This is a genomic window from Pseudohalioglobus lutimaris, from assembly GCF_002866825.1.
GTDB classification, from domain to species: Bacteria; Pseudomonadota; Gammaproteobacteria; order Pseudomonadales; family Halieaceae; genus Halioglobus; species Halioglobus lutimaris.
Genome location: NZ_PKUS01000015.1, coordinates 57,086 through 74,925 on the forward strand (window position 1 = coordinate 57,086; position 17,840 = coordinate 74,925).

The window sequence follows — 17,840 nt, forward strand, 5'->3', positions numbered from 1 at the left end:
CATCCGAGGTAGTCTTGTTTTTTGATCGACCCGATTCCGGGGAGCGAGCCGTACTCGTGCACCTGAATCTCGACAGCGAATCTGAGCGGGAAGACCCCCGCGAATTTGAAGAACTCGTGCTATCTGCAGGAGGAGATCCGGCCGCCTTTATATTAGGGCACCGCAGCGCGCCCCACCCGCGCACCTTTGTCGGTTCCGGGAAGCTGGAAGAGATTCGCGACAACGTGGCGCTGCACGAGGCAGAGGTGGTGATGTTCAACCATAACCTCAGTCCCAGTCAGGAGCGCAACCTGGAGCAGGAGCTGTGCTGCCGAGTGATTGACCGCACCGGCCTCATTCTGGATATCTTCGCCCAGCGAGCGCGCACCCATGAGGGTAAGCTGCAGGTAGAGCTGGCCCAGCTGCAACATGTGAGCACCCGCCTGGTCCGTGGCTGGACCCACCTCGAACGGCAGAAGGGCGGTATTGGCCTGCGTGGCCCCGGTGAAACCCAGCTGGAGACAGACCGTCGCCTGCTGCGGGTGCGCATCAAGTCGATCACGGCCCGCCTGGAAAAAGTTCGCAAGCAGCGCGACCAGGGGCGTCGCTCGCGCCGGCGTCAGGAGATACCCACTGTGTCGTTGGTGGGCTATACCAACGCCGGCAAGTCCACGCTGTTCAATTACATCACGGAGTCCGGCGTCTATGCGGCGGACCAGCTCTTCGCCACGCTGGACCCGACCTTGCGCCGCCTGGAGCTGGATAATGTCGGTCCGGTTGTACTCGCCGACACGGTGGGTTTTATTGCTCACCTGCCGCACAAGCTGGTGGAGGCCTTCAAGGCGACGCTGGAGGAAACACTCAATGCCGATCTGCTGCTGCACGTGATCGACGCCTCCAGCGCCGAGCGCGATGACAATATCTACCAGGTGGAGGATGTGCTGAGCGAGATCGGCGCCGAGGAGATTCCCCGCCTGGAGGTGTACAACAAGTTGGATCTGCTGGAGCACGCGCCGCGTATAGACCGTGATGATGAGGGTAAACCCCAGCGGGTATGGCTGAGCGCCGTTACCGGGGAAGGCGTGAACCTGCTGCTGCAGGCCATCGCTGAACTGGTTGGCCAGGATATGGTCAACGAGAAGATTGAGATTACGCCTGAACAGGGCAGTCTTCGCGCGGCGCTTTACCGGTTGGGCGCCGTGGAGACCGAAAAGTACACGGACGATGGGGTGGCGCACCTGCAAGTGCGTCTGCCCAGGGCAGACTGGAACCGGTTGATGAAGAAAGGTCCCGAGCCTCTGTGGTAAAGCCAGACCAGGCACCGGGCTTCGCTATGGTGGCGGCTGCGCCAGGCAATAATCATGGAAATGCAGGATGCGCACTGTTTACCAGTGCGCCGAAAGAACAACGCAAGGTGCGCATTACGCACCAAGAATGCTAGACTCTTCCGACTTTGAAAACAGGAGTTAATTATGGCCTGGAATGAACCGGGTGGCGGCAATAACAAGGGGCCCAAAGACCCCTGGGGCGGCGGCGATCAGGGACCCCCTGATCTCGACGAGGCGCTGAAAAAACTGCAGGAAAAGATGAGCGGCCTGTTCGGCGGCAAGTCCGGTTCAGGCGGTGGCAGCGGAGGGTCCGCTGGGCCCGCCGTGTCAGGTTCCCTTTTTGGTGTGCTGGCCATCGTAGCGGCTGTGGTGTGGGGCCTGATGGGCTTCTATCAGATCGATGAACAGGAGCGGGCCGTGGTGCTGCGCTTCGGCAAGTATAACGAGACGGTGCAGCCGGGCTTGCAATGGAACCCGCCGCTGATCGACGAAGTGATCAAGGTGAACACCACCAAGGTGCGCGCGGCCAGTTTCCGCGAGACCATGCTCACCCAGGACGAGAACATCGTTGAGGTAAACATGTCGGTGCAGTATGTGATCAATGACCCCGACAAGTTTGTACTCAAGGTCCGGGACCCCGAGCGCTCACTGCAACATGCCACCCAGAGCGCCCTGCGCCATGTGGTCGGCGATACCGGTATGGACCTGGTGCTGACGGAAGGCCGGGTGAGAATCGCCGGGGACGTGAAGCAGCGTCTGCAGGAGTACCTGGATATTTATGAGACCGGCATCCTGGTGACCACAATCAACGTCGACGATGCCAAGCCGCCGAATCAGGTGCAGGCAGCTTTTGATGACGTGATCAAGGCGCGCGAGGACGAGGAGCGGGTGAAGAACGAGGCCCAGGCTTACGCCAACGGCATCGTGCCCGAGGCCCGCGGTGCGGCCCAGCGCCAGATTGAGGAGGCCAACGCCTACAAGGAGCAGGTCATTGCCAGCGCACAGGGTGAGGCAGACCGCTTCAGTAAGTTGTTGGCAGAGTATAACAAGGCACCCGAGGTCACCCGTGAGCGGCTGTACCTGGATGCCGTGCAGGCAGTGTACGGCAACACCAGCAAGGTGATGGTAGACGTGGAGGGAGGCAATAACATGATGTACCTGCCCCTGGACAAGCTGGCCGAGCAGAGCCAGAGCCGGGTAATGCGTTCCCCGGGCCTGGGTCTGGACAGCAACGCCTTGCGTGAAATTACCAATGCCGTAACTGAGCAGCTGCGCCGCGATGCCGCCGCAGCCGGCTCCACTCGCCGGGGAGGTCGCTAATCATGTCCAGCCGTAATATGACAGTGTTGATTGGAATGGCTTTTCTGGTGTTTTTAGCCAGTAACGCACTCTATGTCATCAACGAGAAAGAACGAGGTGTCCTGCTCCGTTTCGGTGAAGTGGTGAACCCGGACATTCAGCCCGGGCTGCACTGGAAGATTCCCTTCGTCAACAACGTGCGCAAATTCGATGGCAGGGTGCTGACCGTGGATTCACAGGCGGAGCGTTTCTTTACCCAGGAAAAGAAAGCGCTGATAGTGGATTCCTACGCCAAGTTCCAGGTTTCAGACACCGCCAAGTTCTATACCGCAACCAACGGTGAGGAAGCGCGCGCCGCGGGTCTGCTGGCCCAGCGCATCAACGACGGCCTGCGTAACCAGGTGGCCGTGCGCACCGTGCAGGAAGTAGTGTCCGGTGAGCGGGACCAGCTGATGGAAGACATCACCCTGGAGCTGAACAAGGTGGCCCTGAGTGAACTGGGCGTGCGTGTCGTGGACGTGCGGGTGAAGAAGATCGACCTGCCACCGGACGTGTCCGAGTCAGTGTATCGACGCATGAACGCAGAGCGTGAGAAAGAAGCACGCGAACTGCGCTCCCAGGGCCAGGAACTCGCCGAGGGTATCCGCGCCGCCGCCGACCGCGAGGTCACGGTACTGACAGCCAACGCCTACAAGGAGTCGGAGCAGATTCGGGGTCAGGGCGACGCCGAGGCGACGGGCATCTATGCGCGGGCCTTCAACCAGGACCCGGAATTTTATTCCTTTACCCGCAGCCTCAAGGCGTACCAGGAGTCATTCACTGGTCAGGGCGACATACTGCTGCTCAAGCCGGACAGTGAGTTCTTTCGTTACCTGAAAGACCCCCGGGGCGGTAAGTAAGCGGTAAAAAATACAGGCACTACCACTAAGGACTGTGGTAGCATCCCGCAACCGTGGGATTCGTCGTTTGAGGCTCAAGCGACGGACCCGCGGTTTTTTGTGTCTGGCTGATTAAGAGGGGTTATTTTGGACTTCTGGCAAGTGTTCCCCGCGGCCCTGGCACTGGTACTGATCATCGAAGGGCTGGTGCCCTTTTTCAGCCCCAACCACTGGCGCAATATGCTGGCATTGGTGGCGCAAATGGATGATCGCGTGATTCGCAGGATCGGCTTCGGCAGCATGATGCTGGGCGTTATCCTGCTTTACATGGTGAATTGAAGGCCTTGCATGACATCGGTTGATCGCTGGCAACTGCCCGACGGCATAGAGGAAGTTCTGCCTGCCCAGGCCGCCAACGTGGAACAGCTGCGCCGCCGCCTGCTGGATTTATTTCGCAGCTGGGGCTACGAGCTGGTGATTCCGCCGCTGGTGGAATTTACTGACTCCCTGCTGATTGGCCTGGGCCAGGACCTGGATCTGCTTACCTTCCGGCTCACCGACCAGCTCTCCGGTCGCCCCATGGGTGTGCGCGCCGACATCACCCCGCAGGTGGCGCGCATCGACGCCCACAGTCTGGCCCCGGATGGCGTCTCCCGCCTGTGCTATGCCGGTTCCACCCTGCACACCCGTCCCAAATCACTGATGGCCTCACGCTCCCCCATCCAGCTGGGCGCAGAGCTCTATGGCGAAGACAGCCTTGCCGCCGACCTGGAGGTCATACGGCTGATGCTGGCCACGCTGGATCGTGCCGGACTGCCGGCCGGTTACACCCTGGATCTGGGTCACGTGGGCATCTATGAAGCGGTGCTGGACGTGGCGGAGCTGAACGACGAGCAGGAAGCGCGAATCTTCGACTGCCTGCAGCGCAAGTCCGTGCCGGACTTGATCCAGACTCTGGATGACGTCCCCGAAGACGTGGCCATGCTGATTATCGGGCTGGTTGACCTGCACGGTGATGACAGCGTGCTGCCGGCCGCGCGTGAACTGTTTGCCGACCGCGCCCCGCAGGCCCTGGCCGCGGTGGATGCACTGCAGGAGGTGGCGACTGAAATCCGCCGTCTGCGCCCTGATTTACCCGTTTACTTCGATCTTGCAGAGCTGCGCGGCTACCATTATCACACCGGTATCGTGTTTGCTGCCTATGTGCCCGGCCACGGCCAGGCCCTGGCCAATGGCGGTCGCTACAACGGGGTGGGTGAGGTCTTTGGCCGCGCCCGACCGGCCACCGGCTTCGCCACGGACCTGAAGGCCCTGGTCAGCCTGTTGCCCGGAGAGACAGCGACAGGGAAGGGTGCAATAAGCCTGCCCGACAGCGCTGCACCTGAGCTGCTCGCCCTGGCCGAGGCGTTGCGCGAGAAAGGCGAGGTTGTGATCAACACCCTGGGCGGCGAGCATCACGCGCGCTGTGACCGGGAGCTGGTGCTAAGTGGTGCCGACTGGGTGGTAAAGAGTTTATGAGCGATAACGCTGCGTGATTGTGCAGTGCATGTTCAATGGCCCGCATGAAGCAGCCGCAGACAAGGTTGCCACGGGTGAGTACAACGTAAGTCAATCCGTCATTCCCGCGGCAGCGGGGGTCCCGGGGGTCGTCGGGTTAAGCCCTGCCTTCCCTGGATTTCCGCTGCGGCAGGGATGACGATAGTCAGTAAACCCGTCAAACGACGGAATGGAACAGAGCAAAACCATGAGCAAAAACGTAGTAGTGCTTGGCACCCAGTGGGGTGATGAGGGCAAGGGCAAGATTGTCGATCTTCTCACTGACCAGGCCAGCGCCGTGGTGCGCTTCCAGGGCGGGCACAATGCCGGCCATACCCTGGTGATCGACGGGGAGAAAACGGTTCTCCACCTTATCCCCTCGGGCATTCTGCGCGAACACGTGCAGTGCCTGATCGGCAACGGTGTGGTGCTGTCCCCGGAAGCGCTGCTCAAGGAAATGGCGGAGTTGGAAGCGAAAGGCGTGCCCGTTCGTGAGCGGCTGAAAATTTCTCCGGCCTGCCCGTTGATCCTGCCCTACCATGTGGCCCTGGACCAGGCCCGCGAAGCTCGCCGTGGCAACGACAAGATCGGCACCACCGGTCGCGGTATTGGTCCTGCCTACGAAGACAAGGTCGCCCGTCGCGGCCTGCGCCTGGGGGACTTGCAACACAAGGAGCGCTTTGCGCGCAAGCTCAAGGAGGTCATGGAGTATCACAACTTTTCGCTGGAGCATTACTACAGGACTGAGCCGCTGGATTACGGTGAGGTACTGGCGGAGGCCCTTGAGATGGGCGAGCAACTCAAGCCGCTGATTGCTGACGTGACCGCGATGCTTCATGAGTGCCGGACGAACAATGCCAGGATCATGTTTGAGGGCGCCCAGGGCTCCCTGCTGGACATTGACCACGGCACCTACCCCTTTGTAACCAGTTCCAACACTACCGCCGGCGGCACCGCCACGGGTTCCGGCTTTGGCCCGCTGTATCTGGATTACGTCCTGGGTATCACCAAGGCCTACACCACCCGCGTGGGTTCTGGCCCATTCCCGACGGAGCTGTTCGACGCAACAGGTGAGCACCTTGCCAGTAAAGGCCATGAGTTTGGCGCCACGACTGGCCGCCCCCGTCGTTGCGGCTGGTTTGATGCCGTGGCCCTGCGCAACGCGGTGAATATTAATTCCGTGAGCGGCCTGTGCCTGACCAAACTGGACGTGCTCGACGGCCTGGAGTCCATCAAGATCTGCATCGGTTACGCCTGCGCCAACGGCAAGCCGGTGCCTAACCCCGTGGACTCAGAGGACTATGAAGGCCTGCACCCTGTCTACGAGACAGTGCCCGGCTGGAGCGAGTCAACGCTGGGTGCCAAGACTCTGGAAGAGCTTCCCCAGGCGGCGCGTGACTATATCGCCCGGATCGAGGAGGTCGTGGGCGCGCCCATAGACATTATCTCCACCGGCCCTGACCGGGTCGAGACAATCGTGCTGCGTCACCCTTTCGACGGGTGAAGTGTTAACTCCCGCTCATCGCAGCGGGGTGCACTCCCTGCGGCTGGCCACCCCTGCCTGACCGTGATGCTCACGCGGGGCCGCAGGACCAACCGCGACCTTATGACCCCGGGAGGCCAGTTGTCGCGTTTTCGCGCAATGCAGTTTTCCTCCAGCGGACATATCCGCGTTTCACCGAATCTCAAATTATTGTCTATACTTCGCAATAGAGTTACAAACTGCAGGGGTTCTGGATGTACCAGAATATTATGTTCGCAGCGGTGGTGCTGATACTGCTGCTGGTTGCCCAGCGGGTGTATAACACCTGGCAAAAAGAGAAGACACGCAAGCCCGCCGCCAGCGCGAAACGCGGGGCGCCCAGGAGCAGGCAGACGAATGCCATGTCCGCGCAGCCCTTTCACTGTGTCACCCTGGTGGGGAACTGTAAGGCGCTTGAGTCATATAAAGGCAAGCGCTTCCTGGCCAGCAATGCACCGACCTTGCCTGTGCCGGGCTGCACCGCTGGCCGCTGTGAGTGCCACTACACGCACCATGCTGACCGTCGCGAGCCCAACACGGATCGCAGGGCGTTGGGTCGCCTTGCCGAAGAGCAGTACACGCTTACCGGTAACGCTGAGCGCCGGGAATCACGTGGCCGTCGCAAGTCCGATGGAGGCTGGGCCAGTATTGACGAGTGGAGTAACGTGGTCTAGATCGGCGACCCGGTCTTGAGTGGTATCTGCGGTTATTTGCAACTGGATGATGGACCGTCCCTGCCAGGCCCGGTGTCCGCCATGCTCAGTGCTATGGCCTATCGTGGCCCCGACGGGCTCAACCATCTTTGTACCGGCCCGCTGGTGCTGGGCCACGCACTGCTTAAGCACAGAGCCGATGCCGCGCAACTACCCTGCCAGGTGCCTGGAACTGAACTTTACCTGACGCTGGATGGCCGCCTGGATAACCCCGGTGAGTTGACCGCGGCACTGGGGTTGGCCGGAAACGCTTCCGAGCCTGAGCTGATCGCTGCGGCTTACCACCACTGGGGCGATACCTTTCCCCTGCATCTCGATGGCGACTTTGCCCTGGCCCTGTGGGATGTGCGGCGCCAGCGCCTGCTCTGTGCCCGGGACCACACGGGTACCCGGCCCTTTTATTACTGTCAGGGTCCCGGCTTCTTCGCCTTTGCCTCGGAATTGCCTCCATTGCTGAACCTGATAGAGGGCGCACCGCAGCCTGACCAGGGCATGATCACCCAGTTCCTGGCCCAGTGCTGGCTCAGCAACGAAGATACCTTCTGGGAATCTTGCAGACGCCTGCCGCCAGCGCACACACTCGTTGTGCAAGGTGCGCAGGTCCAACTGCAACGCTATTGGCAGCCTGACTTTCAGCAGACCCTGGAATATCCCCACCTGCAGGACTACCGCAATCATTACCGTGAGTTGCTCGCCGACGTTGTAGGCCGGCAAAGCCGCAGCGACCACCCGGTAGCCTTTGAAGTGAGTGGCGGCCTGGATTCCTCGGCTTTGTTCGCGGTTGCCAGCGACCTGCAGTCGCGCGGCGACCTGCCCGCCCCGGACCTGGCTGGCTATACCCTGGACTTCCGCGGCTGCGGTGACGCTGATGAAGTCGCCTATGCCCAGGCCGTGGCTCGTCATTGTGATCGTCCGTTGGTGTTGGTGCCGCCTACCCATAAGCCGCTGGACTGGTACCGCCAGCGTGGCCGCCGCAGGGGAGAGTTCTGCAATGCACCAAATGGTGTTATGTCCGTGGGCCTGTTGCAGCGAGCGGCAGCAGCGGGCAGTCGGGTGCTGGTGAATGGCACCGGTGGGGATGAGTGGCTGGACTGTGGTTATGCTGCCTATGCCGAGGCCGCAGGCCGTGGCCAGTTTGCAGCCTTTACCCAGATGCTGCGCAACCAGGCCCGGCGCGACGGTTGGCTCCGCTCGTTGGAGAGCGCGTTGCGCGCGGCGCTCGCGGGTAATCTGTCGCCGACACTGAAAGATCTGCTGCGTTGTAAACCAACCAGTACCCCTGAGCAACGGCGCCAACTCTCACCAGGTCGCCTGCAGAAGCTGAAAGCCCTGCAGGCCGGTCATCGCGAGGGATGTGACAGGCCGCCCCAGGCTGCATCCTGGCAGCAGCCGCTCTGGCAACAACTTCATGAGAGTTATGCTTTGCTCGCGCACGAAACGATGGAAGTCCTGGCCGCCGAGTCGGGACTGGAACTGCGCCGGCCATACTGGTCCCGCCGACTGGTGGAGTTTTCCATCAGCCTGCCCAGGCGTGTGCTGACGGCCCCCGGTGAGAATCGCGGCCTGCACCGTACTGCCCTGGGCGCTCTGTTGCCCGCGGCGGTGCTGGCCAGGGAAGATAAGGCTGAGTTTTCCGCCAGCTTTCAGGACCTGACGGCGGCGGTGGCGGTAGCTCTCGCTGGTGGCAGGCCGGATGTTGGCCCGGACTGGTTGCAGCCCGATGCTTTTGACGCGCTGCTCGCATCAGCGCAGAACGCAAAAACAGGTGAGGCCAACTGGCCGCTGTGGTTTTTGTTCAGCTGTGCCGCAGTACTGGAACACGCCGGATGAGCCCTTGGCTTCGTTCGAGCTTTACGCTAGATTGTGCCTGCGGTCTGTCCCGCGCTAGCACTGATAACTTATGCCGACGCTACCTGAAAACCCGCCTGTAAAAGGGCCAGAAGAACGTGATAAATCTGCTTATGCATCGCCTCGCCTGACCCGCTTCGGCCCTGTGCAGGGACTGACCCTGGGCTCCGGCGGCACCATGGGCGATGGCCAACTGGGGATGACCCGGGGCGGCACCATGGGTATGAGCATGGGTATGGGTATGGGCATGGGTATGAACTGAGGCCTGATAGCCCCTGCTGAATCGCGCTCCGCGCTGTTGCGGGTCAATCGTCTATTGCGTGCCAGGCAGCCTGTGCTCTGCTGATTCCTGCAACTGCCCATCCTCCATTTTTAACACCCTGTCCGCCAACGCCAGGCTTGCTGGCCGATGGGTGATCAGAATCACCGTCTTGGCCTTTAACACCTCGTGGCACTCTTCGATGAATCGTGCCTCCCCCGCCGGGTCGAACATGGCAGTGGCCTCGTCGAGAATCAGTATTGCCGGATCGCGCAGCAGGGTGCGTGCGAGCGAGAGTCGCTGGCGCTGGCCACCGGAGAGCTTCACACCCTCGTCACCTATCAGTGTCTGGTAACCCTGCGGCAGCTCGGCGATAAATTCGTCAGCATGCGCGGCGCGAGCTGCTCGCTCAATATCCCCTGCGTCTGCATCCGGCCGGCCATAGACAATATTCTCCGCCACGGTGCCATTGAGTAGTTGCACATGCTGCGCCACCAGCCCGGCGTGGCTGCGTACGCTGATGATGCTGGCCTGCGCGATGTCCCTGTTATCGATATAGATCGCACCGCTATCAGGTGCCAGGAAACGCAGCAGCAGGTGCGCGGTGGTGGATTTGCCGGCGCCGTTCACGCCAGTGATGGCGATGGTCTCCCCGGCGTCAATGCGCAGGTTGAGGCCGCGTAATACCGGCTCGCGTTCAGGGTAGGCGAAGGTCACATTCTCAAAACGTACCGCACCGCTGACCGCTCCCAGTGCCTCGCCGACGTCCAGCACTTCCGGTTGCTCTGCAAAAAAAGTGATCAGCCGATCCGCCGATCCCAATACACGCTGCACCTGTCCGTACACGCCGGCCAGATTGCTCAGCGGTGACATCAGCAGGCCCGCGTACAGCAGCAGGCTGACCAGGTCCGCGGGTCCAAGTGTACCCTCGGCAATGTGCCGGCTGCCCAGCCATAGCAGGACCAGCACACCCAGCCCGGCCATCAGGTTTACGGCTGGCGAGAGCAGGGACTGCCTGCGTAACTGGCGCCGCCATATATTCAGCAGTCGGCGGTTGTCGCCCCGGAAATTTTCCGCTTCCAGCTGTTCCCTGCCAAACGCCTTGAGCGCCGGTAATACCGACAGGTTTTCCTCGGCACGCGCCACGAGTTTGCTGTACTGGTCCATCCAGGCGCGGGCCAGCGGGCGGATCTCCCGGCCGATCACTTTCAGCGCCAGCACATAGGCAGGCAGACCGAGGATCACCACCATGGCGAGGGTGATATCCAGTCGCGCCATCATCACAAATGCGCCGACCAGCGTGAGTAATGTTGGCAGCAGCGGCAGCAGTGTGCCGGTGACAAACCCGCTGACGTCATCGGCGTCGCTGGTGAGCAGGCTCAGCACCTGGCCGCGCTTGCGTGTCTGGTGCCAGGTAAGTGGCAGTGCCTGAAGGTGCGCATAGACCCGATCGCGCAGGCTGGTGGCTACCTCTTCTCCCACCATGCCCATATAGTATTCTTCTGTCAGGCTAAGCAGGGTGCGCAGCAGCATTACCCCGGCCCACACGCCCACGATTACGGCCAGCGGGTAAACCTCGGTGCCGGGCTCGGCGAGTATGGTACGCGTCAGCTGCCCGGCAAATAACGGGATAAGCAGTGTCAGCAGTGTCCCCGCCAGCATTAGCAGTGCGCTGATCAGCAGCGTGAGCGGGGGTGGGGTGATATAGCGGAGCAGTTGTCGCATTGCCTACCGGGCGGGTTTGCTTGAGTAGTGGCAAGCCTACACAATGCCGGCGCTATAAGGCCAGCGCTCTAAGGCCAGCGCACAGTGCGAGTTGCATTGCCCCCCGCGCCTCGCCAATAATCGACTCTTGCCAGGACGCGAGCGCGCAATGAGTTACACACAGGTCACCTCCCACCAGCACATGGTTTACGACGCCCGGCGCAATATGGCCTACGTGCGTGCCCTGGAAAAACTGATCACTCCCCGGACGGTGGTGCTGGATATCGGCGCCGGTCTCGGCGTGCTCGGTCTCTATGCCGCTCGCCTGGGTGCGAAGAAGGTTTACCTCGTTGAGCCCGAGCCAGTGATCGAGGTGGCCCGCCAGGCGGCACGGGACTCCGGCCTGACCAACGTGGAGTGCATTCGCGCCCGGGTAGAGGAAGTGAAGGAGGACATCCAGGCCGACGTGATCATCTCTGTGTTTACCGGTAACCTGCTGTTCGGCGAGGACCTGCTGCCCTCGCTGTTCTATGCCCGGGACCGGTTCCTCAAGCCCGGTGGCAGCTTGCTGCCTGACGCCGCACGCATTCTGCTGGCGCCGGCTTCCGCAGAGAGAGCTTACGCCGATAACGTGGACACCTGGGTCGGCTACCCTGAATTCTGCGCCGAAAACGCACTGCCACCACTGGATTTCAGCGCCGCCCGGTCTTACGCGGCCAACACCATGCTCTACGATGTGGGTGGCGACAAATACCCCGTAGAGCCCCTGGCCCAGCCCACCGAACTGATGTACCTGGACCTCGCCACTACCGACCGCGCCGGCGGCAAGGCTTCCATTAGCCTGCAGGTCGCCGCCGCTGGAATTCAGCATGGCTGGCAGGGCTGGTTCGCCATGCGCCTTGGCGACGAGTGGTACGATACCAGCCGCGCCGCCGGGCCCACCCACTGGAGCGAGGTCTTCCTGCCGTTGTTGCAGCCACTCAAATTGCGAGAGGGCGACCAGCTCGATTTTACCCTCAGTCGCCCGGAATATGGTGAGTGGAGCTGGATAACCCGGCACGCCGGTAAAAGCCAACGCCAGAGCAGCTTCCTCTCCCTGCCCCTGCGCCCGGGAGACCTGATGAAGCGCGCCGAAGGCCACAAACCCACTCTCAGCGAGAAGGGGAGGGCGGTTGCCTGGGCTCTGGAGCAAATGAACGGCAGCCGCAGTACCGCAGAACTTGCCCAGGCCGTGAGGCAGGAACACCCCGGTGCATTCGCCACCGACCGTGAAGCGCTGCAGTTTTTACGCGCTCTGGCGCAGCAGTTTGGCTGAGCCCTCACGCCAGTCACCGTCCTCTGAGAAACGGTCACACCAGTCACCCGGCCGGGGAACATCAGGTGGGGTTACGGCAACACCCGGTCCGCCGATGATAGACCTGATCCCGGGCTCCCGAATCGACAACCGTGACGAACTTGCAGACCGCCTGTCGATGCCCCGCGCCCAGGTCGCGCGAATGGGCATCGCCGAACTGGTACTGGAGGCCTACCAGCGCTGGGGGGAAGACTGCCCCAAATATTTGTTGGGTGACTTCGCCTTCGTCATCAAAGACGGCACGCGCCTGTTCCTGGCCCGCGATCCCATGGGCGTCTGCCCGCTGTATATCGGGCACGGCGATGCCGGGTTTGTTTATGGCGGGGATGTCCACGAGGTACTGGGCCATCCGGGCGTCTGCGCAGAGATGTCCCCCCGGGCCATACTCACTTACCTCATCACCGGCGGTTTTCACGACCCTGAACTCACCCTCTACCAGCAGGTCACTAAACTCCCCGCTGCTCACAGCCTGACCGTAACCGGCAGCGGCAGCGGCAGTCAGCAGCGGCGTTACTGGCATCCAGCCGAAACCGCGCGTTTCAGCGGGCAATCCAGCGCGGAATACAGCGCACAGCTGCGTGAGCTGTTAACAGACGCCGTTCGCGTGCGCCTTCCCGCTGAAGGTCATATCGCCACACACCTCAGTGGTGGCCTGGACTCCTCCGCCATCGCCGCCCTTGCTGCATCGCAACTGGATGATCCCGCTCGCCTGGAGGCCTGGAGCTGGATGCGCCCGCCAGCCTCTGCGGAGGAGGAAGGGGACCCGGAGTGGAGTCTGGCCAGGGCGGTCGCAGATAAATGGAACATACCCTTACATTTCACCCCATTTGGCGAGCGCGATTTCCTGAATATCCTGCAGCGCAAACCCTTGTTGGACAATGACAGCGCTGACCTCTGGTACGAGTTCCCCGTGCGTGAACAGATGCGCAGCAGGGGTATTGGCATTGTGTTGTCCGGCTGGGGAGGGGACCAGTTCATTTCCAACGCGGGGGAGAGCGCCTATCTGGAGGGTCTGCTTTCACGCAATGCCCTGGGCACTCTCGCAGACCTTGCCGGCCTGGCGAAGAACAGCCGCCGCCCCGCACGCGCTGTGGCCAGCCTTGCCAGACACCAGCTGGCGGCCCCGCTGCTGGATTATGTGCGCTGGCGACTCAGTCGCGCCTCATTTAACGGTTGGGGTGATGACGGCCTACAGCTGGCCACGCCTGAGTTCCAGCAGTGGGCCCGGCAATTTTCTGAAACTATAGACAGACTTCAGCCCCGTCTGCGCGTGCGCGGCAGGCAGCTGCAGGAGCTCGCCAGCGGCACGATCTATAACCGGGTGGAGGCGTGGGCGGCATCCGGCGCTCGCGCGGGCGTAAGCTACCGCTACCCACTGCTGGACCAGCGCATCGTCGAGTTTGCCCTGGGCCTGCCGCCGGGTCAGTATTGTGGTGCGGGCAAATCGCGGCGATTATTTCGCGATTCAATGCAGGGTTACTTTCCAGCGCAACAGCGGGAGGGGGTTACCAAGCGCGAGCCGCAGCGGGTGCAGGAAGCCTACGACACCATGGCCAGTGCGCTGAATCGACTATTGCTGAAGTTTCCGCCCGCCCCCAACCCCTGGATTGATGTGGCAGCCCTGCAGCGCGCGGCCGCAGCATTGCCGCCACCGGGTGCAGCGCTCACCGGAGAGGCCTTGACCGCCCTGCTAAGTGTGAAGCGGGCCACAATACTGGCTACTTTGAGTGTAGATTTACCACACTTTTAGTCCCCTTGAGCAGCTCCAGGTACGTATAATGACGTAATTGGCAGCAAATACGCTAACGACGTCGAGTTGAGTAGAGAACAAGAGCGGGGGATATACTGATGGAGCAAGGCAACGGTTTAACACCAGCCGCTGTAGTGGCGCCAGAGAAAAAATCCTGGTCGCCCCCAGTGCTGACCCAGCTTGGCATACCATCCACTCAGAGCGGAAATTTTACTAACATTAATGAGAACATCTTTTTCTTCTTTGGAGGTATGTGCAGCGACATGTTCGTTTGCCCCAGTTGAAAGGGGCTCCATTGACGCTGCATTGATACACCAGGTAATGCCCCAAGCACTGCGACATTTACAGGCCCTCAACACCTCAAGCAAGCTCCTCCTTCTCAAGATCTACTTCCTGTTGGGCTACTACCGCGCCGCCATCCTGCTCACCTCTTTCAAACGCCTGTCTTCGCCCCTGCAACACTACCGTGAAGAGCCGCAGCGTATGCCAGCGAGCGATCAACAAAAACAGCGTGCTGCCCACCTCGGCTACCTTGTCGCCGGCGCTGCCCGGTTTACCCCCTGGCAAAGCCGCTGCCTGGTGCAGGTGCTGACCCTGCAGCGGTTGATGGCGAAAGAGGGTATTGGTGGGCGCTTCTACCTGGGGGTGAACCGCAAGTCGGAGAGCGGTGAACTCAGCGCCCACGCCTGGCTGCGCTGCGGTGAGCAGATCGTAAACGGTGCTTACGGGCATGAGCAGTTTGCCGTGGTTTCCACCTTCAGTTGGCTGGAGCGGTGAGTAGCACCTGGCTTTACGGCATAGAGGTTCTCAGCCCATTTCCGCTGTTTGATACGCCCACGCCGGCTGCCGCGGCACCCGGCGAGCATGCTGCCATCCGCCTGCAGCCGCTGGAAAATACCGCGGCGGATGCAGGCGTACACCCCATTGCGGCCGAGGAAGACTGCCTGCACCCCAATCACGCGGATACGCGCTCCAGCGAAGAAGTGCGAACTGTTACTTCTCACCTGGGGCAGGGCCAACTGGGTGAACAGCTTAGCTTCCAGCTGACACATGGCCGGCAGCTAAGCCTCTACTCGGACCGCCCGCTGGCCGCCAGCGCTCCCGGCCAACCCTGGTGCCTGGAAGTGGACGCTGTGGTCCGTTTTCACTGGCAAAGCGGTGAACAGCTTATTCACTACGAGCTACTGGACGGAGGTAACCGACAACTGCTTGTTTTCTGGTTCACCCATATCTTCCTGCCCCTGCACCTCACCCTGGAACGCGGTTACGACTTTCTCCATGCCGCTGCGGTGGAAATGGCCGGCGGGCCGGTGCTGTTCCTTGCGCCCAGCACCGGCGGTAAGTCCACCCTCGCAGACCACTGCCTGCAGCGCGGTCATGCATTGTTTTCAGACGACAAAGTCGCCACCTTTCGCGAGCATGGGGAGTACTGGGCTGCCCCATCGCATCCTCACCACCGTCCCTGGCGTGAGTTTGAGGTGCTGGGCCAGCCGGTGAAGCAGTTTGCGCAACAGGCCAACCCTATCAAGGCCATCTACTGCCTGCAGACGGGCGAACCCGGCTCGCCTATCGCCATCAATGAAGTCACAGGCTTTCGTAAGTTCGAGGAGCTGCTTCCCAATTACCTGTTCAACTTTGACTATCTCCGCGCCGTTCGTCTCGCCTGGTTGGGTCGTATGGCCGGTTCCGTCCCGGTATACCGGCTGCGGCGTCCCTGGGGCCTCTCGCAGTTGCAACAAACCTACCTTGCCCTGCACGCCCATGCCTCCGGGCTATAGCGCTGCGACGGGACCTGACAATCAGCCTCCGCTGACGGCCTGCTCCCCTGCCGCTGTCACAGGCCTTCCGGCCCGCCACAGCGCCGGTCTCAATAAGTAAGTGACCGCAAACCCCATAGATAGCCCCACTGAGCCATAGTGCGACAAAGTCGGGTTATCGTTCAAAAAAGCCTAAAGCTTCACTTCAGCGTGACGATAAACGGGTAAGGAAGCAGCGCCGCCGTGCTTTTATTGCCAGGTCGCGATGTGTGTTTGTTCACTGATTCCGTTGCGTAGCGGGCAGTCTCGTGCGAATGGCGCGAGCTGAACCCCAACGGCTTGCCTAACGGGAATCACCAGGGATTTGCAGGGGAACCAATGAGATTTGCGATACTGATTTGTCTCTTGGCCAGCGGTTGTGCGGTGCACCAGCCGCCAGAGTACGAGAGCAGTGCAGTGGCTTCTATTTGCGGCACTGAGGATGGTGGTGAAGTCTCAGTCACCTACAACGGCGAAGTAAAGCGCGTGGGGGTGGATTTCGTGGATTCCTGGGACGAACTTTATTTCCTCTGTGGAGCAACAGGAGGCGCCTGCACCGCTGAAGGCACCAATGTGATCCATATACTCCGTGATCGCCGCTGTGAACAGCATGCCAGCCACGAATTGGCGCACATATTCGATGTGATGGCCCCCGATGCAGTCAGGCAGACAGCTCTGGTTCGCTCCATGTTTAACAACGGCCAGACCGCCAGGCGGTAAGAGGTGAGAGAAGCTGAATGTACAAGCCTGAAGCAAAGGGCGCTTTTGCCTACACCTATGAGGAGATGCTCTTTTTCATAGAGTCTGAACTGGCTCCTGGCGAAGAACGTTTAACCCTGGAATATCCCGGAGACAGTGAGTTCTCCGGCGGTGTGGTGCGCAAGGACAAGGATCAAACCAGGCCTCTTGCCTTCGGCGGTGCGGATGTCATCGGTGCAACGGCCCCGGACCGTCACTACTGGGAGGGCCTGGAAGAATATGTAAACAGTCACGCCGGCGGCGACTCACGGTTGCGCTCCACGTTGCCAGCGGCGGTAAGGATTCACGACAATGAAGTGGTGCCCATTGACCGTCATGTCTCGGAAAGAGCGCGGCAGGGGCTCACACTCGAGGCCATGCATGCTGGAGCAGACTTTATCGTCGCCGGGCAGTTGGTTACCGGACAGTTTGCCGGGTTAGTGGACATTATGGTGAGGGAAGAGGGGCGCTCCGATTTTGGTGACTACTTTTACATGCCCTGTGGAATCCGCAATGGAGATGAGTCCTATGCAGCGCTGCGACTATGCTTTATCGCCGACCTGTTGCAGAACCTGCAGGGAGTGCTCCCTCCGCAACTGAAACTCTTCCACAACCGCAAGGGACCGGAGTCCCTGGACACGGAAAAGTATATCCAGTATTTCAGGGCGCTGAAATATCGGTTTATTACCTCCCGAGCGGTTTCCCCCGCGCGTGATACGCCACAAGCAACGGGATTCAGTCACCTGGGCGTCAAGGTGGGAAGCGGACTGCGGACACGGCGCGGTCAGGAGGCCGAGGTGGGCGATAACAATATCCCCGAGGCACGTCAGCCCATTGTTCACAACGCCAGGACTGGCGAGGCGGCCTGGCCCAGTGATAGTTGCGTCCAGGTCTGGTCATTGGCGGCGGCCCTGGATGAGTTGATTAAAAGTCGCAATCCAAAAGCTCGCTTCGCGGACATGCGATCCCAACCAAAGCCGGCGGAGAATGAACATGGCTTCGCCGCCGATACAAATGACGTGGCTGTGTTTGTGCGTGGAGACGACGAGATCGGACGGAAGAGGTCAGTAGAGCTGGCTCCCGTCAGTGGCATCACCAAAATAAAAAGTGCGATACAAGGTTAGATTAAGGAGAAC

16 protein-coding genes are annotated in these 17,840 nt (G+C 61.0%); 15 read left to right on the forward strand and 1 reads right to left on the reverse strand.

All coding sequences use genetic code 11. The features are described from left to right. Positions 1-14 precede the first annotated feature (14 nt). The 9 genes from hflX to C0039_RS12755 all read left to right on the forward strand — a co-directional run bounded on the left by hflX (position 15) and on the right by C0039_RS12755 (position 9,365). Positions 15-1,286, forward strand: a complete 1,272-nt coding sequence (gene hflX, locus C0039_RS12715) for a ribosome rescue GTPase HflX (RefSeq protein ID WP_075999286.1) — start codon at positions 15-17, stop codon at positions 1,284-1,286. A gap of 165 nt (positions 1,287-1,451) precedes the next feature. After that, the gene (gene hflK, locus C0039_RS12720; protein WP_075999285.1) at positions 1,452-2,627 is read left to right on the forward strand and encodes an FtsH protease activity modulator HflK; all 1,176 of its coding nucleotides are present in this window, start codon (positions 1,452-1,454) and stop codon (positions 2,625-2,627) included. A 2-nt stretch (positions 2,628-2,629) separates the two neighbouring features. After that, a complete protein-coding gene (gene hflC, locus C0039_RS12725; protein ID WP_075999284.1) occupies positions 2,630-3,505 on the forward strand; it encodes a protease modulator HflC in 876 nt (291 codons plus the stop codon). 126 nt (positions 3,506-3,631) lie between these two features. Next, positions 3,632-3,823, forward strand: a complete 192-nt coding sequence (locus C0039_RS12730; protein WP_084179308.1) for a DUF2065 domain-containing protein — start codon at positions 3,632-3,634, stop codon at positions 3,821-3,823. 9 nt (positions 3,824-3,832) lie between these two features. After that, positions 3,833-5,002, forward strand: a complete 1,170-nt coding sequence (locus C0039_RS12735) for an ATP phosphoribosyltransferase regulatory subunit (protein ID WP_101518256.1) — start codon at positions 3,833-3,835, stop codon at positions 5,000-5,002. 226 nt (positions 5,003-5,228) lie between these two features. Then, positions 5,229-6,524, forward strand: a complete 1,296-nt coding sequence (locus C0039_RS12740; RefSeq protein WP_101518274.1) for an adenylosuccinate synthase — start codon at positions 5,229-5,231, stop codon at positions 6,522-6,524. A 233-nt stretch (positions 6,525-6,757) separates the two neighbouring features. Next, the gene (locus C0039_RS12745; RefSeq protein ID WP_101518257.1) at positions 6,758-7,216 is read left to right on the forward strand and encodes a hypothetical protein; all 459 of its coding nucleotides are present in this window, start codon (positions 6,758-6,760) and stop codon (positions 7,214-7,216) included. Positions 7,217-7,231: 15 nt separating this feature from the next. Further along, complete coding sequence (locus C0039_RS12750) at positions 7,232-9,085, forward strand: asparagine synthase-related protein (RefSeq protein ID WP_101518258.1); 1,854 nt, start codon at positions 7,232-7,234, stop codon at positions 9,083-9,085. A 70-nt stretch (positions 9,086-9,155) separates the two neighbouring features. Then, positions 9,156-9,365 carry a hypothetical protein gene (locus C0039_RS12755; protein ID WP_075999279.1) on the forward strand — a complete coding sequence of 70 codons (210 nt, stop codon included), beginning with the start codon at positions 9,156-9,158 and terminating at the stop codon, positions 9,363-9,365. A 51-nt stretch (positions 9,366-9,416) separates the two neighbouring features. On the opposite strand, the gene C0039_RS12760 is transcribed toward C0039_RS12755, so the two are convergent. Further along, positions 9,417-11,087 (reverse strand): ABC transporter ATP-binding protein, encoded by a 1,671-nt coding sequence (locus C0039_RS12760; protein ID WP_101518259.1) that lies wholly within the window; start codon positions 11,085-11,087, stop codon positions 9,417-9,419. Between the two features lie 148 nt (positions 11,088-11,235). Here C0039_RS12760 and C0039_RS12765 point away from each other — a divergent pair, with 148 nt between their 5' ends. From C0039_RS12765 to C0039_RS12790, 6 genes are all read left to right on the forward strand, one after another. Continuing rightward, positions 11,236-12,381 carry a methyltransferase domain-containing protein gene (locus C0039_RS12765; protein WP_101518260.1) on the forward strand — a complete coding sequence of 382 codons (1,146 nt, stop codon included), beginning with the start codon at positions 11,236-11,238 and terminating at the stop codon, positions 12,379-12,381. A 94-nt stretch (positions 12,382-12,475) separates the two neighbouring features. After that, entirely contained in the window at positions 12,476-14,170 is a 1,695-nt protein-coding gene (locus tag C0039_RS12770; protein WP_101518261.1) for an asparagine synthase-related protein, read from the forward strand. Positions 14,171-14,491: 321 nt separating this feature from the next. Then, positions 14,492-14,947, forward strand: coding sequence for a lasso peptide biosynthesis B2 protein (locus tag C0039_RS12775; RefSeq protein ID WP_075999275.1), 456 nt, complete (start codon positions 14,492-14,494; stop codon positions 14,945-14,947). After that, complete coding sequence (locus tag C0039_RS12780) at positions 14,944-15,948, forward strand: hypothetical protein (RefSeq protein WP_075999274.1); 1,005 nt, start codon at positions 14,944-14,946, stop codon at positions 15,946-15,948. The genes C0039_RS12775 and C0039_RS12780 overlap by 4 nt, the downstream gene beginning before the upstream one ends. A gap of 357 nt (positions 15,949-16,305) precedes the next feature. Next, positions 16,306-16,686 (forward strand): hypothetical protein, encoded by a 381-nt coding sequence (locus tag C0039_RS12785; RefSeq protein WP_075999273.1) that lies wholly within the window; start codon positions 16,306-16,308, stop codon positions 16,684-16,686. Between the two features lie 17 nt (positions 16,687-16,703). After that, the gene (locus tag C0039_RS12790; protein WP_101518262.1) at positions 16,704-17,828 is read left to right on the forward strand and encodes a hypothetical protein; all 1,125 of its coding nucleotides are present in this window, start codon (positions 16,704-16,706) and stop codon (positions 17,826-17,828) included. Positions 17,829-17,840 lie beyond the last annotated feature (12 nt).